This window comes from Nitrospirae bacterium YQR-1, assembly GCA_039908095.1.
Taxonomy (GTDB): domain Bacteria; phylum Nitrospirota; class Thermodesulfovibrionia; order Thermodesulfovibrionales; family Magnetobacteriaceae; genus Magnetomonas.
In genome coordinates this window covers 39,631-62,110 of record JAMOBJ010000008.1, presented here as the reverse complement: position 1 = coordinate 62,110, position 22,480 = coordinate 39,631, and the positions used below count along the sequence as shown (strand labels likewise).

General features: G+C 43.4%; 14 protein-coding genes. 7 read left to right on the top strand and 7 right to left on the bottom strand.

The window, feature by feature from the left end:
* Positions 1-212 precede the first annotated feature (212 nt).
* Together H7844_06125 and H7844_06120 are read left to right on the top strand one after the other, a co-directional pair.
* The gene (locus tag H7844_06125; protein ID MEO5356860.1) at positions 213-7,358 is read left to right on the top strand and encodes a response regulator; all 7,146 of its coding nucleotides are present in this window, start codon (positions 213-215) and stop codon (positions 7,356-7,358) included.
* A 2-nt stretch (positions 7,359-7,360) separates the two neighbouring features.
* Positions 7,361-8,266 carry a diguanylate cyclase gene (locus H7844_06120; protein MEO5356859.1) on the top strand — a complete coding sequence of 302 codons (906 nt, stop codon included), beginning with the start codon at positions 7,361-7,363 and terminating at the stop codon, positions 8,264-8,266.
* A 217-nt stretch (positions 8,267-8,483) separates the two neighbouring features.
* On the opposite strand, the gene extKL is transcribed toward H7844_06120, so the two are convergent.
* Together extKL and H7844_06110 are read right to left on the bottom strand one after the other, a co-directional pair.
* Positions 8,484-9,677 carry a multiheme c-type cytochrome ExtKL gene (gene extKL / locus H7844_06115; GenBank protein MEO5356858.1) on the bottom strand — a complete coding sequence of 398 codons (1,194 nt, stop codon included), beginning with the start codon at positions 9,675-9,677 and terminating at the stop codon, positions 8,484-8,486.
* Between the two features lie 31 nt (positions 9,678-9,708).
* On the bottom strand, positions 9,709-10,761 hold the full coding sequence (locus H7844_06110; GenBank protein ID MEO5356857.1) for a YeeE/YedE family protein: 1,053 nt from the start codon (positions 10,759-10,761) through the stop codon (positions 9,709-9,711).
* A gap of 126 nt (positions 10,762-10,887) precedes the next feature.
* Here H7844_06110 and H7844_06105 point away from each other — a divergent pair, with 126 nt between their 5' ends.
* The 5 genes from H7844_06105 (at position 10,888) to H7844_06085 (ending at position 16,028) form a co-directional block, all read left to right on the top strand.
* Positions 10,888-12,006 carry a glycosyltransferase family 4 protein gene (locus H7844_06105; protein MEO5356856.1) on the top strand — a complete coding sequence of 373 codons (1,119 nt, stop codon included), beginning with the start codon at positions 10,888-10,890 and terminating at the stop codon, positions 12,004-12,006.
* Entirely contained in the window at positions 12,003-13,259 is a 1,257-nt protein-coding gene (locus tag H7844_06100) for a glutamate-5-semialdehyde dehydrogenase (protein ID MEO5356855.1), read from the top strand. Before H7844_06105 ends, H7844_06100 begins: the two co-directional genes overlap by 4 nt.
* A 12-nt stretch (positions 13,260-13,271) precedes the next feature.
* Complete coding sequence (gene rnhA / locus H7844_06095) at positions 13,272-13,823, top strand: ribonuclease HI (GenBank protein ID MEO5356854.1); 552 nt, start codon at positions 13,272-13,274, stop codon at positions 13,821-13,823.
* Positions 13,796-14,065, top strand: coding sequence for a hypothetical protein (locus H7844_06090; protein ID MEO5356853.1), 270 nt, complete (start codon positions 13,796-13,798; stop codon positions 14,063-14,065). The genes rnhA and H7844_06090 overlap by 28 nt, the downstream gene beginning before the upstream one ends.
* A 79-nt stretch (positions 14,066-14,144) precedes the next feature.
* Positions 14,145-16,028 carry a hypothetical protein gene (locus H7844_06085; GenBank protein MEO5356852.1) on the top strand — a complete coding sequence of 628 codons (1,884 nt, stop codon included), beginning with the start codon at positions 14,145-14,147 and terminating at the stop codon, positions 16,026-16,028.
* Between the two features lie 107 nt (positions 16,029-16,135).
* Here H7844_06085 and H7844_06080 read toward each other — a convergent pair whose 3' ends face one another.
* The 5 genes from H7844_06080 to H7844_06060 form a co-directional block, all read right to left on the bottom strand.
* On the bottom strand, positions 16,136-17,344 hold the full coding sequence (locus H7844_06080) for an ABC transporter ATP-binding protein (GenBank protein MEO5356851.1): 1,209 nt from the start codon (positions 17,342-17,344) through the stop codon (positions 16,136-16,138).
* A 1-nt stretch (position 17,345) separates the two neighbouring features.
* A complete protein-coding gene (locus H7844_06075; protein MEO5356850.1) occupies positions 17,346-18,122 on the bottom strand; it encodes an ABC transporter permease in 777 nt (258 codons plus the stop codon).
* A 57-nt stretch (positions 18,123-18,179) separates the two neighbouring features.
* A complete protein-coding gene (locus H7844_06070; GenBank protein ID MEO5356849.1) occupies positions 18,180-18,362 on the bottom strand; it encodes a hypothetical protein in 183 nt (60 codons plus the stop codon).
* A 95-nt stretch (positions 18,363-18,457) separates the two neighbouring features.
* Positions 18,458-20,584 (bottom strand): ATP-binding protein, encoded by a 2,127-nt coding sequence (locus tag H7844_06065; protein ID MEO5356848.1) that lies wholly within the window; start codon positions 20,582-20,584, stop codon positions 18,458-18,460.
* Positions 20,585-20,674: 90 nt separating this feature from the next.
* On the bottom strand, positions 20,675-22,480 hold the full coding sequence (locus H7844_06060; protein MEO5356847.1) for a GspE/PulE family protein: 1,806 nt from the start codon (positions 22,478-22,480) through the stop codon (positions 20,675-20,677).

Here is a 22,480-nt window from a genome sequence, read left to right as displayed (position 1 = left end):
AGACAAATTGTGTACAATCAAAAAATGGTACGGTAATTGATTAATTGAAAATGCTTGACCATTAATATCACTATCGGCTGGTATATCATTGATGATATTAAGCGATAGTTGAAAGCGGTTGCTATTACTAAAGGGGATTTCTTTAAAGTAACGCTAACGCAGTTTTTAGAGGGGAGTTTTGTTACAGCATGGATTAATAAAGTAATCGAATTATGATCGAAATACATGGATATGAGATAACTGCTGAAATATGTACTTCAAATCGTACGGTATTTTACCGAGGTGTTTCTAAAGCAGATAAAAAACCCGTTGTAATGAAGTTGCTCAAAGACAAATTCCCACACGCCAATCACCTTGCTAAACTAAGACAGGAGTATGGCATAGGTATGCAATTTGACGACGAGCGCATAGTAAAGTATTATGCAATACAGCAATATCAGCATAGCCTTTGCCTTGTCATGGAGGACTTCGGTGCAGTCGGACTCGATAAACTGATACCACCTAAGGGATTCGATGTCGAGGACTTTCTTGATATATCCATACAGCTTGCACAGGGATTGAGGATTATACATGACATGAAGGTTATACACAAGGGTATTGAACCGGCCAATATACTGATGAATCCTGATAATAAAATTGTTAAATATGCTGACTTCGGTATTTCCTCAAGACTTGAGGCGGAAATGGCCAGAGATTTGAGTTTTGACATGCTGCAAGGAAACCTTGCCTACATATCACCCGAACAGACCGGAAGGATGAACCGGTCGGTGGATTACCGTACGGATTTCTACTCGTTGGGTGTAACGTTTTACGAGATGTTGGCAGGGGCACCTCCATTTAAGGCCGATGATGCGCTTAACTACATTCACTTTCATATAGCCAAGGCAGCGCCGTTGCTTAGCGACGTTCGTACTGATGTACCGGAGGTAATATCTATAATAATTTCTAGGCTGCTTTCTAAAAACGCTGAAGATCGATACCAAAATGCCGTCGGGTTGGAAAAGGACCTCGACAAATGCCGCCATGAAATTCGAACCACCGGAGATGTCAGAATATTTCAAATCGGATTGCACGATTTTTCAGACCGGCTGCATATTACGCAAAGGTTGTACGGTAGGCATGAGGAAATCTCTATGCTCAACGGCGCATTTGAGTGTGCAGCAGATGGCGGCTCTGAGTTTATCGTCTTATCCGGTTACTCCGGAGTAGGTAAATCAGCATTGGTCTATGAGCTCCAGAAGTCTGTAACTGCCAAATGGGGATATTTTCTTTCAGGGAAGTTCGACCAACTCGGTAGGGTAACGGCATACGGTGCAATCGTACAGGCATTTGACGGCCTAGTGTCTCAGATACTTGGTGAGAGCAACGAAAAAGTTCAACAGTGGCGGAAAATGATTATTAACGCCCTTGGTCCAAACTGCAGCGTAATCATGGACTTGATACCACGGATGGAACTTATCATAGGCTCCCATGCGCCGGCTCAGGAGCTTGGCCCTGTTGAATCTCTTAATAGATTCAATAGAGTATTTTATAATTTCATAACTACGGTGGCTAAGCCGGAACACCCTGTTGTACTATTTATTGACGACCTTCAGTGGGCGGACATGGCTGGGTTGAATCTTATCGAATTTCTTGCATCAGACAAAGACCTAAGATATGTACTGTTAATTGGTGCATACAGGGACAACGAAGTGGACAGAGCTCATCCTTTGGCGCTGGCTTTAGAAAGGATACGTCAGGTCAAAGGACATATCGATGCCGTCAGACTCAAACCGCTGAGTATCAAAGACACCAACCATCTGATTGCCGATGCTCTAAACGAAGCACAGACAAACACTTTTGCTCTGTCTGAGTTGATTTATAAGAAAACCGAGGGTAACCCCTTTTTCGTAAAATTGTTTCTTCAAACATTGTATAAAGAAGGTGTGCTTAAGTATATAACCGGCTGCGGTTGGCAATGGGACATCGATGAGGTACTTCAAATGCAGGCCACGGATAACGTGGTAAACCTTATGGTACAAAACCTTACAAGTCTTCCGCAGATTACGCTGGATATTCTGAAAACGGCATCTTGCCTTGGAAATTCCTTTGGCATGGACACTCTATCCTTGGTTACACAGCTGGACAATGAAGCCATGCCGGCAGGTTTACATCCCGCAATGAGCATTGGGCTTGTGTTTCAAACCAAGGGCGAACTGCATTTTATACATGACAGGGTACAGGAAGCAGCTTACTCTCTGATTCCCGACATGGAAAAAAAACTTATCCACTTACATATAGGAAGACTACTGCTTAAAAAGGCCTCTGAAGTAGATACAACCGCTACGATATTTGGTTTAATAGAACATCTGAACATCGGGCTTGAGGAAATGAACGATGAGGCCGAAAGGCTTCAGCTTGCAGGTTTGAACCTTCAGGCCGGACATAAAGCCAAAAAGAACGCAGCCTTTCATACAGCGCTACAACTATACACCTCCGGCAAGGCATGTCTGCCTTCAAATTGCTGGCAAAACCACTACCTACTGACTTACATGCTTTACAAAGAACTTGCCGAAGCGCTGTATCTCACAGGAAATTTTGATGACTCAAGACAACTGATAAGTCTGATACTTGAAAACTCCAGGTCTTCGATAGACAAATCCGAATTATACTGCATGTTGATTTACCAGTACTCTGTAACCGCTCAGTACGAAGAGGCCATTGAGGCGGGCAGGCGGGCGCTGGAACTCCTTGGAGTTACCCTGCCGCATCAAGATGTACAGGCAGCCTTAAACGAAGAGATTAGGGATGCCGCTGCTAATTTGGGAGGAAGGAGTATCGGCGCTCTTATCGGCTCCCCTACAATGGCCGACTCTCAACAAGAGGCTGCTCTAAAGGTACTTATGAACATGCAGCCTGCGACCTACATGGTATATCCTGAGCTATATAGCCTGATAGCAATCAAGATGGCCAACATATCGCTTAAGTACGGTCATGTGCCGGAGTCCGCCAAGGCATACGTAACGTATGCAAACATTCTGAGTTCGGTGTTCGGGCGGTACAGGGAGGGGTATGAGTTCTGCCTGTTGGGACTTAAAATGAGCGAAAACTATAACGATATGGTGCAGAAATGCAGGGGATTGTTTATATACATCGCTTTTTTACTTCATTGGACACGACATATAAAAGAGGGAGAGAAACATCTGATAGAGGGATACCAGAGCGGTCTGGAATGCGGAGACTTTCAGTACTCCGGTTATATACTTGGCTTTGGAACGGCAAATCTATTTTATATAGGCACAAGGCTTGATGATTTGAGTCTAAAGCTGTCAAGTTATATGGAGTTTGTAACTAAGGCTAGACATCAGATGCCTATGGACGCCATTGCGGCATTTCAGCTTGCTGTGGCAAACCTAAGAGCGGAGACGCCGGAGAAGTTTTCATTCGACATGAATTCGATGGCGGAAAGCCGATACATCGAAGACTGCCGCAGCCGAAACGTAATAGGCATATGTTATTTCATGATACTAAAGGCTCAGTGTTTATACCTCTACGGGGATTATGGCGGCGCTTTCATCAGTATAGAACAGGCCAGAGAAATACTTGTCTTTATACGTGGCACATGTGCCGCTTCAGAGTACAATTTCTATTATTCCTTAATCCTTGTTGCCCTTTATGACTCTCAAGAGTCTATAGAAATCAAAATGCAGTACATGGAGACGATAAAATCCAACCAACGACAGATGGAGATGTGGGTGGGTAACTGTGGGGAAAATTTCAGACACAAATACCTTATTGTAGAAGCTGAAATCGCCAGAGTTGAAAGTCGCATCAGAGAGGCCATGAATCTTTATGACGAGGCGATACAATCTGCAATGGAAAACAACTTTATCCAAAACGAGGCGCTGGCCAACGAACTGGCCGGCAAGTTCTGGTTGTCGATGGGTAAGATGGATTTTGCAAGGCTTTATCTTGAGGATGCCTACAGGAACTACGAGATATGGGGAGCTAAAAGGAAAACAATGGATATGGAGTCGGCATATCCATTGTTGAAATCTCCTGCTCGGAAGAGCGTTACCAAAGATGATTTTTCATTGTCTTCAACAATGCAGACTTTGGATCTGGCCTCTATTATGAAAGCCTCATACACGATTTCCGGTGAGTTCGATCTGTCGAAACTCCTTAGAAAAATGTTGACTGTTGTTATGGAAAATGCCGGAGCTGAAATAGGGATTTTGATACTTTACAATAATGACGGGCTTTTTGTAGAGGCAAGGGGTGTTGTAGGCAGCCCTGACGTCCAACTACAGTCTATACCCATTGGGCAACAGACCGAATTGATTCTCTGTAATGCCATAGTCCATCACGTAAGTCATACAAGGGAAACAGTGGTTGTTTACGATGCCTCTTCTGACGCAAGATTCATGCAAGATGACCATGTAAAGCAGATGCAACCCAAATCCATACTTGCAATACCGCTTCTTCATAGAGGCACTTTAACTGGTGTCTTATATCTGGAAAACTCTCTTGCGGCAGGTGCTTTTACGGACGATAGAGTGGAAGTCTTGACACTTCTGTCGTCTCAAATGGCCATATCGATTGAAAATGCCAGGGTTCACAAAAACCTCGAATTACTTGTCGAGGGCAGGACAAGGGAACTCAAGGACGAAATTGTAGAAAGAAAAATGGCCGAAAAGGAATTGAGAAGTGCACTTTCACTTCTGCGGGCAACACTGGATTCTACAGCCGACGGAATCCTTGCTGTGGACAGGGCAGGCAACATCGTTATATACAATCAGAGATTTCTGGACATGTGGCAAATGCCGGAATCTATAATGGAATCCAAAAACGACAACAGAGTGATCAACTTTGTACTTGAACAGTTGAAGGACCCTGAAGGGTTTATCGCAAAGGTAAGGGAATTATATTCACAACCTGAAGCCGAGAGCATTGACGATATAGAGTTTAAAGACGGCAAACTCTTTGAAAGATACTCTAAGCCGCAAAAAGAGGGTGAGGAGATAATCGGAAGAGTGTGGAGTTTCAGGGACATTACGGATAAAAAGAAAACGGAGGATGAACTGAGAGTAGCTAAGGATGCAGCTGAGTCTGCAAATCGCTCAAAAAGTGAGTTCCTTGCAAACATGAGCCACGAGATACGTACACCGATGAACGGCATTATCGGTCTTGGACGGCTCATGCGAAAAACTGAACTTACGTATCAACAGAACGATTATTTGTACAAGATACAGGGTTCTGCGGAGTCACTGCTGAGGATAATCAACGACATTCTGGACTTTTCAAAGATAGAAGCCGGCAAGCTGGAGCTCGAGATTATCAACTTTGAGCTGGATACAGTGCTCTCCAAAGTTTCTAACGTGGTGTGTCTGCCGGCTGAGGAAAAGGGGCTTGAACTTTTACTCAACTCCTGCGATGTGCTTCCATGGTACTTAAAGGGCGACCCTCTGAGACTGGAGCAGGTTTTACTCAATTTGGCTACAAATGCGATAAAGTTTACCGAATCCGGCTCTGTACTCATTAACGCAAGTGTTACCAAAACGGATGGTGAATACGTGGAGATGCTTTTCTCGGTCAAAGACACCGGCATTGGGCTCAGTAGGGAACAGATAAAGGGATTGTTTATGTCATTTAGTCAGGCTGACGGTTCTATAAGCCGACGGTATGGCGGAACCGGCCTTGGTTTAGCAATATGTAAGAAACTTGTCGATATGATGGGTGGCAGGATTTGGGTGGAGAGTGAGCCTGGGAAAGGAAGTGTTTTTTCCTTTACCGTAGTATTTGGCAAAGGGGAGAGCATTGAAGAGAAGACGTTTTATGTTCCTGAAGAACTTGCCAACAGTCGTACCTTAGTAGTGGATGACAGTCTGATTGCGCGTGAAGTTCTAAAAAACATCATGGAGTCGTTTAATTTTGACGTAACTACGGCAGCTTCGGGCGAGGAAGCCATCAGAGAAATAGAGCATTCGTTAAAGACCATACCGTTTAGGTTTATCCTTTTGGACTGGAAGATGCCGGGCATGGATGGAATAGAGGTTGCTAGGGTTTTGAGGGAAAAATACCCTGCCTCCTATGTAATAATAATGATAACCGCTCACGGCAGAGAAGAGGCTTTAAAGAATCTGCAAGACACAGGCATCCAGACAGTTTTGACAAAGCCTGTGAATCGCTCGCTTTTGTATAACGCAATAATGAGTATGTTCGGGCACTCGGCTATCAGAAGTTTTTCGTCACGAAAAGAAGCTGAAGCAGATGAGTTGGTTATGAAAAGAGTGTTTGGAGCACATGTGCTTGTAGTGGAAGATAACAAAATAAATCAACAAGTTGTATGTGAGATGCTACAAAATGCCGGTGTAATCGTCACCATAGCAGACAACGGCCGCAATGCTTTAAGCAAACTCAAGGAAAAGGAGATAGACATCGTCCTTATGGACATTCACATGCCTGTTATGGATGGATATGAGGCAACTCTAACGATTCGAAAAGACCCTTCACTTGTTGATATCCCGATTATAGCATTGACGGCTAACGCCACAAAGTCGGAAGAGGATAAGTGCCTCTCACTTGGGATGAACGATTATCTATCGAAACCTGTTGACCCTGTTAAAATGTTTGTGGTACTATCCAAGTGGCTCAAAACAAATAAAAATGATTTGTCTTATGATACGCAATCGCAATTTGGGATTGCCGCAAAACTATACAAAGAACATTATACATCCCAACAGATACCCTCCTATGCGATAGGATTAAAAGGCCTGGATGTCGTAGCAGGGACAAAGAGAACAAGTGGGGGGTTTGGTTTTTACAAAAAATTGCTTAGTAAATTCGAACAAGACTATCGTAGCGTTATCGACACTATTGACTCTTGGCTCAGACAAAGGCAACACAAAGAGGTAAGAGATATTGCTCATACACTTAAAGGAGTGTGTGGATTGTTAGGAGCGGTAGGTGCGGCAAATGCTGCTTCTGAGTTGGAGTCGGTACTTGAGGACGGTAAATACGATAATGTTGAAAACATCATAGAAACTCTGAGGTATTCTCTTGTTGCAGTGTTTGAATCAATTGATGTAATCAATAGTTATGAAACAAAAGATTTGCAGGAACCCTTTGATATGAAATCGAACAAACGAAATAGCCGGGAAATAGCAGAAATACTCAATGAATTATACTCTCTTGTGAAGAGAAATAAGATGGAAGCTTCAAAGCTTCTGCCGGCTCTCAAGGAATGCTTTAGAGACGATACCCTGATGGATGGCTTCAATGAGATTGAAAAGTGCATCTTTAACCTTGATTTCGACGGTGCAGACGATGCCATAAAAAACTTTGCTTGCTTACTTTATGTGCAATTGAAGGAAACCTGATTATGGTAATCAACCAAAAAAGGGAAAGTATCCTCATAGTAGATGATGAACCTATTAACATACACGCTCTAAACAGTGTACTGGAAGGTAATTATGACATTACCTTTGCAATGTCCGGCAGTAAGGCATTGGAGATTGCACGCCGTGACCAATTTGATTTGATACTTTTGGATGTAGTGATGCCGGATATAAACGGTTTTGATGTGTGTAGAAAGCTCTCCTCGGAGGAATGTACACGGAGTATCCCCGTAATTTTTATAACGGCCAACATGTCTGAGGAGGATGAGGTCAAAGGTCTTGAACTTGGCGCTGTCGATTACATAACCAAACCCATACGGCCTGCAATTGTCAAAATAAGGGTCGATAACCATCTGAAATTGAAACGTTATAAGGACATGCTTGAGTGGCTATCGAGGACAGATGGTTTGACAGGAATCCATAATCGGAGAGACTTCGATGATTATCTCGAGCGTGAATGGAAACGTGGCCTGCGCACAAAACTGCCGCTTTCTCTTATACTGTTTGACGTCGATTTTTTTAAATTATATAATGATACGTACGGGCATCTGGCAGGGGATGCTTGTCTTAAAAAGATATCGGAAGCCGTTGCCGAAATCATGAATCGTTGTATGGACATGTTTGCGCGCTATGGTGGGGAGGAGTTTGCCTGCATCCTGCCTGAGACCAACAGCAAAGGAGCTGTAGTGGTAGGCGAAAATATAAGGCAGTGCATATCTGCACTTGATATCGAACACGAAAAATCGGTGGTAACGGACCATGTAACAGTAAGTCTTGGAGTTGCAACCGTCATCCCGTCATCGGATGCATCCTCTGCAATGCTTATTACCCTGGCGGACAAAAACCTATATGAGGCAAAGAGGACCGGCAGAAACTGTGTGATAAGTTAATGTTGCATAGTGTCACATTTTGCAAGGTTCCATAAACAAATACTTATACAAGTTGCATTCATTCGATTAACTTTGCCGGCATCGTTGAAAGCTCCTTGAAGTCTCCTCTAAAGGGGAGGTGTCGCTTTCTCCCAGCCGCCTGCGTTTACTTTTGACTTTGAATTGGAATAAGGAAAGGGCTTTGCCCTTTCCAAAATCTTTTCTTAACTTTCCTCTCTCAATTATATCTCAGCACTTTTCTATCGGTATGGACCTGAAACTGGAGGCCTTCTTTATGAATATAGACGATATTGACCTCGAGTTTCACTAATTTTTCTTTTTCCGGAAATACTGCATAGTATTTTTCGGTGGTGGTTTTTTTAGGAGGCAGGGCGTAGTCCAGGATGTCTTTGACTTCCCATGCGTCATATCTTCTGTTTCCTTCTATGTCAAGCCCGGGCTCAAAGAATTCCTTTTTGGCGGACCAGATGACTTTTTCGTTTTCGCCGGTTGCTGTTATAGTCATAAGCACTCGGGAAGTCCACATGCAGCCATCGGGTATCCTGTGTCCGGCATTGTTTGTAATATCTACCGTGATTGCCGCAGCAGGTATCCACTTCTTATCCCCATAGGGCTGGTTCTTAATAGCACGGGCGCTTACCTCCAATGTCATTGACTCCCTCAGCATCTCCGGCACATAGGCACCCGGGAAAGTGTGCCCGCGATTGTGTCTCCTCATGTGGCATTCCTGACACGTGACCTGCCCTCCGGCTGCCACATACTGGTCCCTGTAGCTCTGTGATATGGTGCTACAAATTATCTGCTCCCTGTCCGGAGCGGTGTAAACCCCATGACACTGCATACAAAATATGGCGTTATCAAGAAACGTAGTCTTCTTTATACTGTGATACGGGGTAGAACCATGCCCTTTAAGCCCATACATGGTTTTACCCTCCGGCTGCCCGGGCGGATGCACCGCCTTGAGATTGTGGCATACAAAGCAGGAGACGTTTAAGTGAGAAAGCATATCCTTTGCCTTTTTCTTTGCTTCCTTATCGGGAGTACTTCCTCCGGCTATCTTTATGGCGTTAACCACCTCCTTTACAAGCCTCTCTGAAGCATGTTCCATCACCGGAGCATGACAGCTCAGACACTTCATAACCTCTGCCTTAAGCGGTTTACTCTTTCTTGCAGGGTCTCTCTCGATTCCCTCTATAATGAAGGAATATATGCCGTCAAGTGAATGCAGCACAGATGATTCATGCACGGAGGTCTTCCATTGGTTGTATATATTGCCGTGGCAGCCGGCACAAGCCTCTGATGATTTGTAAACATCCTCCATAGTATCTATCGTGTCAAATGAGTCAGCCACAGCATTTTTACTAAAAACAAATGTCAAAAGCAGTGTCAAAAACAAAAATTTCTTTATCATATTAAGCCTCCATGTTCTGTGTTTTTTGCCGTCAATCATCTTCCCTCATCGGCCTGATAAACATAAAATAGACCATAGTCCAGTTACCTAAAACAATAAATATTATAGCGACAATACTTGAAACCGCTAGGGTGGAAGCACCTGTAAGGCCGTGTCCGATGTTGCAGCCGCCTCCGATAGCCGAACCAAATCCCATAAGAATTCCTCCAAAAAACACCTTTACCAGTTCCTGTGCATTGGCGGTGGTTTTTAATTTGAATTCCTTTAATCCTTTGGCGCTTACAAATGAGCCAATGACCATCCCGATGATTAAAAAAATGCTCCACGTGGGCTCATCCCCTTGTGCAACCCACCTGAAGAGTTCAATGGTGGGGCCGGAAAATGACAGTCCGCGTGGTTTGCCGCCAAAATGGTCGGAGGCCCACCACGCCGCCACCGCCGTAAGTCCCAGCAAACCTCCCGATACGTACCACGCATACCCAACCCTCGGCCTTGAGAATTCCCCCCGTATTATGATAATCAGAAACAACACGGCTAACACGGCAATAACTATCCACTTGTTAACACCAAATAAGTTAAAGAGCGTAAGCGGATAGAGATCAAATCCGCCCGCCCAGGACTCTTCGACCTCTTTTGTGGTGAGCAGCTTTATGCCGCTGTTGGTAAGCCACAACTGGTAGTTTGAAATTATCTGATAAACCTTCAAAAGTATTCCCTCTGTAGTGGTCAGAAGACCGATAGCAAAACCCATAACCGACACCCATGAAGGTACCATTCCCTCGCCGACCTTGTACCAGATACCGCTGGCACACCCTCCCGCCACCACTATCCCGATACCAAAGATGTAGCCCCCTAAGATGTTGGCATATGGCATAAACCCCTGTCTATAGAGAGTCTTGACAAGCCCGTAGTCCTCAAGCAGGTTTGCCCCGACTATTGTTATTAAAAGGGCGGTCAGGTAGGCTCTGAATGTAACCGTGTCGGCAACAAAAATAATATCTCTGAAGGCGGAGTTCATACATACGCGTCCCCGCTGCAGCACCCACCCCAGCATAAACCCTACAATTAACCCTGAAACTATCATACCCTGTTTAATACACCCTGCCTGTTTTCAAAAAAACTTACAACAACAAGTCCTTTTATACTATAATAACTCAAAGGTTCTTATCATTATACCTGAAAGTCAAAAACAAGGGAAGCTGTAAAAGTGATGAAATTAGGGATAAATGCCGCTTTTTTAGGAAAAAAGCCCGTTAGTGCCGGTCTGTTTACAAAAGAGGTTGGAGGACGCCTGTGTCTTATGGAGCAAACCACAACTGTATTTGCCCCGTACCCTCTTTGGAAGGCCGGTGATTACCGTCTTGTGGAGACGCCTGAGGATATTTCAGGCCCCCTTAATGTGCTAAACAGCCTAAGCAGACTCATGTTTAACAACACTATTTTGCCGTATCTGCTGAAAGAACATGAAATAGACGTCCTGTTCTGTCCAAACACTGAATTCCCTGTAGTAACCACCACGCCTCTTGTCGTCACGGTTTATGACTTAAACCCTGTGTACGCCACGGAGGAGTTCGGACTCATCGGGCAGTATTTCAAAAGTTTTCTTGAGAAGCTCTCACAAAAGCACATAGAGGTAGTAACCTTGTCGGAGTTTATAAAAAACGAACTTGTAAGGGAATTTAATCTAAACCCTGACAGGATTGCAGTGGTAGGGGCGGCGGTGGATACTCTTTTTTTTAAACCCATGCACAGTGAAGCCAAGCGGGAATTTATAATGTCAAAGGATATAAACTCACCGTATATACTTTATTTTGGCACACTGTTTTCGTATAAAAATCTAAAGGCTGTTATTAAGGCTTTCTTTGAAATATGTGACCGCATCCCCTATAAGCTTGTTATAATAGGGGAGAGGGACCACTATGACGGGCAACTGCCTGAAGATGAGAGGCTGATATACATTGATACGGTAACGTATGAGGAGCTGCCGATGTGGTACTCTGCTGCGGAGATTTTCATAGAGCCGACTCTATCAGAGGGCTCGGGGATGAAGCTATTAGAGGCAATGGCCTCCGGAGTGCCGGTGATATCGTCAAACATAGAGGCGCTTTATGAAACCGGAAAGGACATTGCACTTTTTTTTAAGGCAGAGGATGCAGCAACGCTGGGGAAACTGATTTTAACAGTGGCAAGAGATAATGACCTTAGAAATGATATGATAGCAAGGGGATTAAAACACGCTAAAAGTTGTACATGGGATAAAACAGCCGAATCAATTTATAAAATATGCGAAGGAGCATATAAGTGCAAGACAGATAAGGAGGTACGGTGAGTATAAGAGCATATGTGGAAACAAAGGCGAGGGAGGCCAAGGCCGGTGCAAGGTCAATAGCAAAGGCTAACACGGAAGTTAAAGACAAGGTTTTAAGGAAAATGGCTGACCTGTTAATATCACGGAGCGACACTTTAATAAGCGAAAATGCTAAAGATGTGGAAAGAGCTAAAGCTGCAGGTTTAAGTGATGCAATGATTGACAGATTGATGCTTAACCCTAAGCGTATAGAGGAGATGGCAGCCGGCCTCAGAGAGGTGGCCGCAATGGCTGATCCGGTTGGCGAGATAGTTAGAATGTGGAAACGGCCTAATGAAATGATGGTAGGCAGGATGATGGTTCCAATAGGGTCAATCTGCATAATATATGAGTCAAGGCCTAATGTGACTGCGGATGCTGCAGGTTTGTGTATAAAGGCCGGTAATTCAGTTATCTTAAGGGGCGGCTCTGAGGCGGTTAATTCAAATGCCGCAATAGTTTCTATCCTCAAAGAAGCGGTACGAGGCGGGGGACTGCATGACGGAGTTGTCACATTTATAGAAAATACCGATAGGGCGGCCGTTAATGAACTTCTGAAACTGGATACTCTTGTGGACTTAGTGATACCACGCGGAGGGGAGGGGTTAATCAGGGCTGTTGTTGAAAACTCCACAATTCCGGTACTGAAACACTACAAGGGCGTGTGTCATGTGTTTATAGACAGGGATTGTGATTTAGAGATGGCTTATAATATCTGTTTTAATGCAAAGGTGCAGCGACCGGGCACGTGTAATGCCATGGAGACCTTGCTGGTTGACGCCCCTGTGGCGGCGGAGTTTTTACCCAACATGGTACAACGCCTTAAGGCTGCCGGGGTGGAAATTCTGGGTTGTGCAAAGAGCGTACAGTTATGCCCGCAGTTGCAGGCTGTTAAAGATGAGGATTACTACAATGAGTACCTGGCGCTTAAGATGAATGTCCGTGTGGTGGCCGGCATAGATGAGGCTATGGAGCATATAAACACATACAGCTCATCACATACAGAGGCCATTGTGACAAAAGACCACGGCAGGGCGATGAGATTTTTAAAAGAGGTGGACTCGGCAGCCGTAATGGTTAACGCATCAACACGGCTAAACGACGGTGGACAGTTTGGATTAGGCGCTGAGATAGGTATATCAACGGATAAGTTACATGCCCGCGGGCCTATGGGGTTGGAGGACCTGACGTGCAAGAAATTTATAGTGCTGGGAGACGGGCAGTTAAGAGTGTAGGCTGCTGTGAGCTTGGAAGATTTACCTCTGGTAGAGATATATACAGACGGTGCCTGCATCGGTAATCCCGGGCCGGGCGGGTTTGCGGCTGTCTTGCTATTTGAAGATAAGCGGAAAGAGGTCTCAGGCGGCTACCGTCTTACAACTAACAACCGCATGGAAATTATGGCGGCAATAGCCGGCCTTTCGGTTTTAAAAAGAAAGTGTGCTGTAAATATCTATAGTGATTCCCGGCTGCTTGTTGATGCTATGACAAAGGGATGGGTACAGAGCTGGAAAAAGCGCGGTTGGCGCAAGGCCGATGGTAAGCCTGCGTTAAACTCCGACCTGTGGGAAAAACTATTATCGCTTACACTCATACATGAAGCCGGTTTTTATTGGATACGGGGGCACACCGGAGATGAGGAAAACGAAATCTGTGACCGGTTATCCAAACACGCCGCCGCCGGAGATAACCTCATGGTGGATGAAGTCTATGAAAAGAAAAAAACGGTAGAAAATAACCGTATAAAAAACTTAACAGAGGGTGAAGGAAGATGGAAGAGAGTACAAAAAAACTATTGATAGTTATAGGTAAAGGGGTTTTGTTTGGATATATGGCAAGTTTGGCCATATTTTTTCTTATGTTCCCGCTGGGTTTACTTTTTTATGTGGCTAAAATAAACTGGATAGTGCTTTTTCTTGGAAGCGGTATTGCGGTCATGCGAAAGATATTAGTGCTGATTCACATAATCTGTATATTGATTGGTGTTGGGTTTTCGATATGGAAAAGCTACTATAAAAAGGGTATTTTAATTCAAAGATAAGTAATTTCTAATACTAATACCAAGTAGCAACTTGGTATGAAACTTTTGAGCCTATTTACAAACCAGCGCAACTATTTTTATGCTAACAACAGCCGTGTTTGAAATTATTACATTACTATCAATAACAGGATACGGATTTGCAATTAAATTTCTGATGCGGGAGGATGCCGAACTTTCCCTGTTTTCAGGCGTCTCACTTGTTGTTGCTCTGGTCTATGTGTCGTCACTTCTGGGGATTTTAAAAACCGGCAGCCTCATTGTCTTTGTCTTAGGACTGTTTTTTCTTATTTTAGCGGTACTGTTAATTGTATTAAGATATAGAAATTTGTTTTTTGAATTTTTTACACCGGGAATCGTTACTTTCCTGGTGTTGTCGGCATTTTTCATATATAAAACCCGTGGATACACACTTTCCTCATGGGATGAGTTTTCCCACTGGGGACTTATGACAAAAGATATGTACCAAAGCGGGGCACTCAGCACCCCGGCAGGCCCTGTGACTTTCTGGTATTACAGTCCCGGTGCTAATTTGTTTCAATACTTTTTCACAGCAGTTTCCGGCTTTAAGGAGCACACTCTCTACTTTGCTCAATTTGTTCTACTGCTTGCGCCTATTATGGTTTTTTTTCGTGGGTTTTCCTTTAGACGGCATGCGCTGTTTATAATAATCACAATAGCAGTTTTTTATACGCTGGTTATTATTTTTTTTCAAACAATGGTCTCAATAATGGTTGATCAGGTACTTGGCGTCTATTTCGGCATGGCGGCAGCGGCTTATTTCAGAGACAGCGGCGGCAAAAAATCTTTGGCCGTGTATATACCTGTTTTATTTGCCCTCACTCTTTTTAAAGCCTCAGGGTTTTTCTTTGCAGTTGTGTTAACTGTTATGATTTCAGGGCATTTCATCGTCAGAGTTTTACGGGATAAGCTGCCTGTTCAAAGCAGTGCGCTCATTATTACAGTCCTAGCCTTTGCACTGAGTTCACCAATAGCCTCAACCAGTTGGAAAATGCACATAAAGCACGAAAATGGCGGACAGATTCCAAATCTGATTCAATCATCCAAACAGTCCCTTATTGACGCCGTGAAATCCCCAAAAGATGAAACCCAGAGGGAAATAGTAAATAACTTTCTTAGTGCACTTAAAGACCGGGGACGAGAAGTTGGTTCATTTAACATAAAGGCGTGGTTTATACTGTTTATGTGCTTATTTGCTACGGTGTTTGCGCTAAGAAGTGGATACAGGGGGCGGGTACTGTGGGTCTTTACAGTCATGGCTGTGTTTTTTGTAATATACCTGACAGGGATATTAAAAGTATATTTGTTTAATCTTGGGCCGTATGAGGGAAAACTGCTTGCCTCATTTGAGAGATATACGGGGACGTATCTGCTGTCGTTTTCACTGGTTCTATATGGCTTTATACTTCCTGAAAGTGGTTTTAAGCCTAAGCATGGACAATATAAGCTGCTGATTTTTTATGTACTGTTAACGTCATTGTTTTTCATACGGTATCCGGTACTTAAAAATGTAACCACAGTGTTTGCGCACCCTGATTATGAGGTCAAATGGTTCAGGCACAAACTTAGCGCACAGATAGAGTTTATTAAAACAAAGACTTTGGCAGATAGCAAGGTATTTATAGTGTTTTTAGGAACAACGGGGTTTGAGCACAGGGTTATAAGTTACGAATTAATCCCGAGGCGTTTTAACATGGGGTGCTGGTCAATAGGAAAGCCGTTTTTTGAGGGGGATATCTGGAGCTGTGAGCTGACAATCGGGCAGTGGTATGAGCAGTTGAGTTCGGGCAAGTATGATTATGTTTACCTTGCCACCCCGCATGAGCTTTTTTGGCGCATGTACGGAGACGCTTTTGATAATTCCACAAAACAATGGAGTGATATTCTGTTTAAGGCAAACTATGAGCTAAACGGCGGCAAGCATTTTCTGTTGCCACAGAGGTGAAAAATAAAATATAGTATGAAAAAAACATCATGATATAAATCACGTTATACCAAGGAGCTTTCGACAAAGCCAACAAAGTTAATCGAATGACTGCTACTTGGTATTAGCTACAGACGTCTCCATGTGTAAACAGCATCTAACACTGTGGCCTCGGGGTTTGGAAGCCGTCTTAACATCTCCGCCTCAGGGGGCTCTATTATCAAGTCCTTTTCCTGATGCAGGAAATAATCTATGACCTGCCCGGTAAGTGTGTCCATAAGCCATGCGGCTATTCTGTAGCGGTTGGGTAAAAGCCTTGGGTTTTCAATCCGGCAAAGCAGCTCCGTTGTGCCCGCACGTATCTCTATTCCGGCTCTTTCTGTGTTAAACGACAGAAAGTCCACACCGTAGTGGTTACCAACTTTGACAATAAGATACGACTTTGGAAAACTCTCAGGCAGCGTGCATTTGACAAAAAGATTAATATCACTTCCAAACTGCACGGAGTCCACGGGATTACACATGTCATCTGAGGGAGTAACGGTAATGGCCTTATCCCGTGCGTCTGTGTCTTTTGACGATGTGCCGCTGACAAGACTATAGTAGAGGTTAACCGCCTCATCGGCGTTTGTAAGAGCCGCAGTCTCTCCTTTTGACAGTACAAGCACCTGTTTACAAAGCCTCGCTACTTGTCTTACATTGTGGCTTATAAAGATTACGGTTGTCCCCTGGGCTATCAGGTCGTGCATCTTTGAAATACACTTTACCTGAAAACCGGCATCCCCGACACTCAACACCTCATCTATAAGCAAAATGCCGGCATCCACATGCGTGGCAACGGCAAACCCCAACCGGGCAAACATGCCGCTTGAGTAGTGCCTAAGCGGTGTATCCAAAAAACCCGACAAAGAGGAAAACTCCACTATGCTTTCAAATCGTTTGTCTATATCACGTTTTTTCATCCCCAAAATGGCGCCGTTGAGATAAATATTTTCTTTGCCTGTTAAGTCAGGGTGAAACCCGGCACCCAGTTCAATGAGAGCGGCAAGCCTTCCCGTTACCTTTATTACACCTGCGTTGGGCTGCAAAATTTTGGCGATTAACTTTAATAATGTGCTCTTACCGGCTCCGTTAGGTCCTATTATGCCAAAGGCCTCACCACTTTGGACTTCAAACGATACGTCTTTAAGCGCCCAAAACTCCCCCTGCTTCAATTGACTGTCTCTTGAGAAAAAACCCTTTAACGCTCCCGGCAGTAAATCCCTCAGCGAGTTAAACCTCTCACCCTTTTTAAACCTCTTCCACAGCCCCTGACACTCTAAAGCCATTTCCGGCATGTTATAATATCTCCGCAAAAAATGACTCTGCTTTATGAAAAACTCTCCAGCCGATAAGGAAAATCCCAACAGAACACAGAGTGCTATAGCTAAACCAAAACATATCAGGCGGGCGATGATACACGGTAACTGAGCTTATGCACTCAAGGATGCTTCCAACAGGATTCAGCAGCAATATGTTTTCCCATTTTCCAAACATCCCTGCGTCATAAAACACCGGTGTAAAGAATATTCCAAAGGCCAGCAGTACCTCAACAATGTACTTTACGTCTCTGAAAAACAAATTGGCACAGGATAAAATAAGCCCTGCTCCCACTATAAATATAATAAACAAAAAAAGTAAAACAGGTAACCACAGAATATGGACACTGATACCCACATCTGTGAGCACAAATACGCACATGATCAAAAACAGGGGGATAAAGAAGTCGAATAAATTCACTAAAACAGACGACAGAGGAAGTATCTCACGTGGAAAATATATGTGTACAATCAACCTTCCATTTTGAATAAGGCTGTTTGTGGCAAATCTGACAGAGTTTATAAACAATGACCAATGGATGGATTTAATTGCCATAGCTGCAAAGCCCTGATGCTCCATAGGTTTACCGGCTGTTAATGAAAATGCGGCTTTAACTACAAACCCTGAGACTACAATTACCATCGGCAAAAAAAAAGCCCATAAAAATCCCATCACCGACTGCTTGTATCTGATCTTTATATCCCGCAACGTGAGCATATAAAGGAGCTCTCTGTACTGTAGTATTTCTTTAAACATATCTTTCTATTGTTTTAGCTGTTATAGCTCACCCTGGGCTGCTTAGGTAAATCTCCTTCATACCATTATATCAATAATATGCCTCTTGCGAGACTTTGTAATTTCAGACGTTTTTTTCTTCCACGTTTTCTTAAAAAAAAACTTTTTTGCCCTTTTATACAGCAGCTTATCCTTAGTTTCGTAAGGGACGGCATCCCTCAAAGCAGGAATTTCTGATACATAATCCACGGTGTATTCCATTACTACACCCCCCACGCACAACATTTAAAGCACTCATTTATTTATCGGTTGCTTTGGCTTTAATCTTTAATCAAAGGGTAAGGATATTGTCGTCATCAATAGCCTAGTTCAATTGTAAGGACAGCTCCACTGCCGGAATTAACAGCATATAGTCTGCCTTTCATCTTATGTTCTATTATTATTTTTCCAAGATATAAACCCATACCGATACCCTTACCCTGCATCTTTGTTGTAAAGTAGGGGTCAAAAATCCTGTTTATAACTCTTTCCGGAATTCCGCCTCCATTGTCTGCTACCGTAACAGTAACTTTCTTATTTGATTCCCTGCTCATATTGATTTCAATCCTGCCGCTGCCGGCTTTTTCTGAATTTCTGATTAAATTCTCCGTAACTGCATCTTTTGCATTGTTGAGAATGCTTAAAAAAACCTGTTTAAATTCGCTCTCATAACCCTTCACTTTTATATCTTTCAGCAGAGTTGAAATGCAGCTAATTCCTGAGCTCTCTATCGCCTCTGTAAACATTTTCAAGGTATCCTCAACTGCTAAGCCGATTTCAAACTCATCCGGTACTTCTGTGGGTTTATAAAAACTTCTAAACTCATTGATCGTATTTGATATGCTATGGAGAGTGTTCATTGCGCTTTGTACGGAATCGCGCAGATAGTCCTTATCAAGCTGGCCGAATTCAAAGGCATCCTCTATGTCGGCAATTGTAAGGCCGATTTCATTAAGCGGCTGCCTCCAGTTATGGGCTATCGCCGTTATCAGCTCTCCCATAGAGGCAATACGGGCATTGTTTACCAGCAGCTGTTCCATCTGCTTACGCTCAGTCACATCCAAAAGACTGCCAACGATTCCATAGCTTCTACGATAAGACATTACCGGTGCTTTGACAATTATCACGTCATGCACCCTACCGTCACTATATGTAATCCGTGCCTCATATGTCTGCTTCTCTGCTGTTTTCATCAGCTTTTTATCGTCCCTGCTTAAAATACCGGCAAGTTCCTCAGTAAGGATTTCATATGCCCCCTTGCCTAAAATATCTTCTTTGCGTAACCTGAGAATATCGGCAAATTCGCTGTTACAACCTTTATATTTTCCGCTGTAATCCATAAAAAAAACAGGATTTGGGATAGTCTCCAGAAATAATTGTAAAAACTTAAGGTCAGACTCGATTAATTTTTTATGCTTTATAATCTTGTTGTTAACATAGAGCAGTGAAATAATCAAAACAAGAAAAAACGTGCCGGCAATTAATCTTAAAGTAAAATCATTATATAGTGTTATATCATTATTTTCCACAACAGACACAAGGTAGGCCCCTATACGCTTTTCCGTGTTTTGTACCGGTACAAATGAAATTATGTAGTACTTTCCGTTACTTTTAAGCAGATGAGAAAAAGCTATACGCTTTTGCAGATTACCGGTAACGTCAGTTTTTATAAACTGTAAAATTTCCTCAAGATTATTTTTTTTTAAGGGTGCGCAGTCGTTATTTTTCAGTTCAGACGGCTCAATCAGATAATCACCATTTAAGGAGGTTTTCGTGTATTGGTTTAAAGCTGAGATAGTGTATTCTTTATTGATGGCCTCTTTATTAACTATTAAAAAGTATTCTGCCGGAAAAATTTTAAACAGATTTTTCTTAAAATCTTTGAAATGAATGCTTGTTTCAAAACTACCTATAAAAACATTGTATTTAGTAATGGGAAATACATACCGGAATGCGCTGTTATATCTGCCATGCTCAAACCCCTCAACAGGCTGTTTCTCACTCAGGATGTAGTTTATGGAGTATCTTACTTTTGTAAGATTATCATCAAACAGCCACGGCATATTAAATCTCAGAAATGTGGTGCCGTCGGATAGATGAAAATGTAGTTGAACAACATCCAGACTCTTCAGCTTTTCATAAAACGGGTTTAATATATCGTATAACCTGCTGCGTAACAACGCTTTTTCTTTCTGATTTGCTGTGTCGGCATCAGAAATAATTTTAAGAATCTCCGGCCTGCTGGATATGTCACTGTAGATGGTTTGTCCCTGAAGGCTGAAATTATTAAAAACACTCTGATAGGTGTCTTGCAACCGCACTGTGGCATTAGTGAGTATCTCATCTTTTCTGCTGTTCATAAAAAATAGTAATAACAGAACCAGTACCGTCTCAACAACGGCAAAAGAGGTCAGATAATATCGTATTTTAATTTTCCGGCGCATGGATTATTATATACGATAATTGTTAAGATTTAATATCTGATACTTTGACAAGCTCAAATAGTCATACCAAGCTGCAGTTGGGTAGAGCGCTTACCCTGTCATAGAAACGACTTCCTCGTAGGTTGTTACACCGTCAAGCATCTTTCTGACGGCGGATTCCCTCAGGGTTACCATCCCGTCTGCCCTTGCCGCTTTATAAAGCACTGCAGCATCTACATTGGGCGTCAGAATCCGCTTAACGTTTTCCGTTAACTCCATGATTTCAAATATAGCCGTGCGTCCCATGTACCCGGTCCCCCTGCACTCGGCACAACCCCGCCCATAGTGCACCACATAATCACCGGCTTTCAATTGCAGGTACTCCATCTCATCCGGTAACATTTTTCTTTCCTGCTTACAGTGCAGGCATATTTTGCGCACCAGCCGCTGTGCAATTACCCCTATTATTGTTGAGGAAATTAAAAAAGCCTGTATTCCTAAATCCAGCAGACGCGTTATTGTTGACGGTGCATCGTTTGTGTGAAGTGTTGACAGTACAAGGTGGCCGGTAAGCGCCGATTGAATGGCATTTTCCGCCGTCTCCTTGTCTCTTATCTCTCCGACCATTATAATGTCAGGGTCTTGCCTCAGAATCGTCCGTAAGATGTTTGCAAAGGTGACTCCTATAGCGGCCTGAACTCCCACCTGGTTAAAATCCTCCAACACCATCTCTATCGGATCCTCGATGGTTATAATGTTAACCTCCGGAGAGGACAGCGCCCGTAGTGACGAATACAGAGTCGTGGTTTTACCGCTTCCGGTAGGACCGGTTACCATGATTATACCGTTAGGTCTGTTTATAAATGAATTATACTGCTGATACTCACGCGGATAAAATCCCAGATTTTCCACAGTTTGCATCAAAACGTCAGGATCAAAAATTCTTATTACTATTTTCTCGCCAAATGCTACAGGTAATGTGGATACTCTCAGTTCAAGCTCTTTGTTTTTATATGTAGTTTTGATTCTGCCGTCCTGAGGGCGGCGTCTTTCCGTTATGTCCATTCTTGATATCATTTTCAACCGGGATGTCACGGGAGCATGGACAGGCTTTGGCATCGAATGAACATAGTGCATAACACCGTCTATACGCAGCCTCACCACTGACTTATCCCGTTTAGGCTCGATGTGAATGTCACTTGCCCTCTGGTCAAAGGCATACTGCAACAGGTACTCCACTGCGTTAATCACATGTGAGTCGGTCATCTCTATCTCGCCCTGGCCCTTCATCTTTACATACTGTTCAAGGTTACCCAGATCAGTGGTTGGTTTCAGTTGTGCATTTGCCGCCGCCACAGATGAATGAAAACCAAAAAACTCCCTGACTATTTTAATTATATCACTGCGGGAACTTAGTACCAGCTGCAGCTTCAACCTCTTTAGCTGCTTTATGCTGTCTATGCCTTCCATGTTAAAAGGATCAGCTACCGCTATGACAATAGTATCTCCACTCTGTTGAACAGGCGCAAGTGTATATTTGAGGGCAAAGGGACGCGGTACATGTCCGGTTACAACCGAGAGATCAAGCTTTAACGGATCAAGTTTTCTGTACGGGATTGCTATTTCTTTGGCTAATGCCTCCGTTATAATGTCTTCATTTATAATCTTACCGGCAGCTCCCGGCATTTCAAGCTCATAAGAGGCGATAACCTCGGCAGGAGAGATGATTTCCCGTATGCCGCCGTGTTTACCAACCAGTGCGGAGTCAAGTACTTTTTGGAGGCGCATCCGCCTGACCTCATACTCTTTTGTTATCGTCTCAGCCTGTTCATTGCTTATTGTGCGTTGGGCAAGGAGCGCCTTAATTACAAAATCTCCGGTAAGACGCTGAGACTTTGAGGGTTTCTCTCCTTCCAT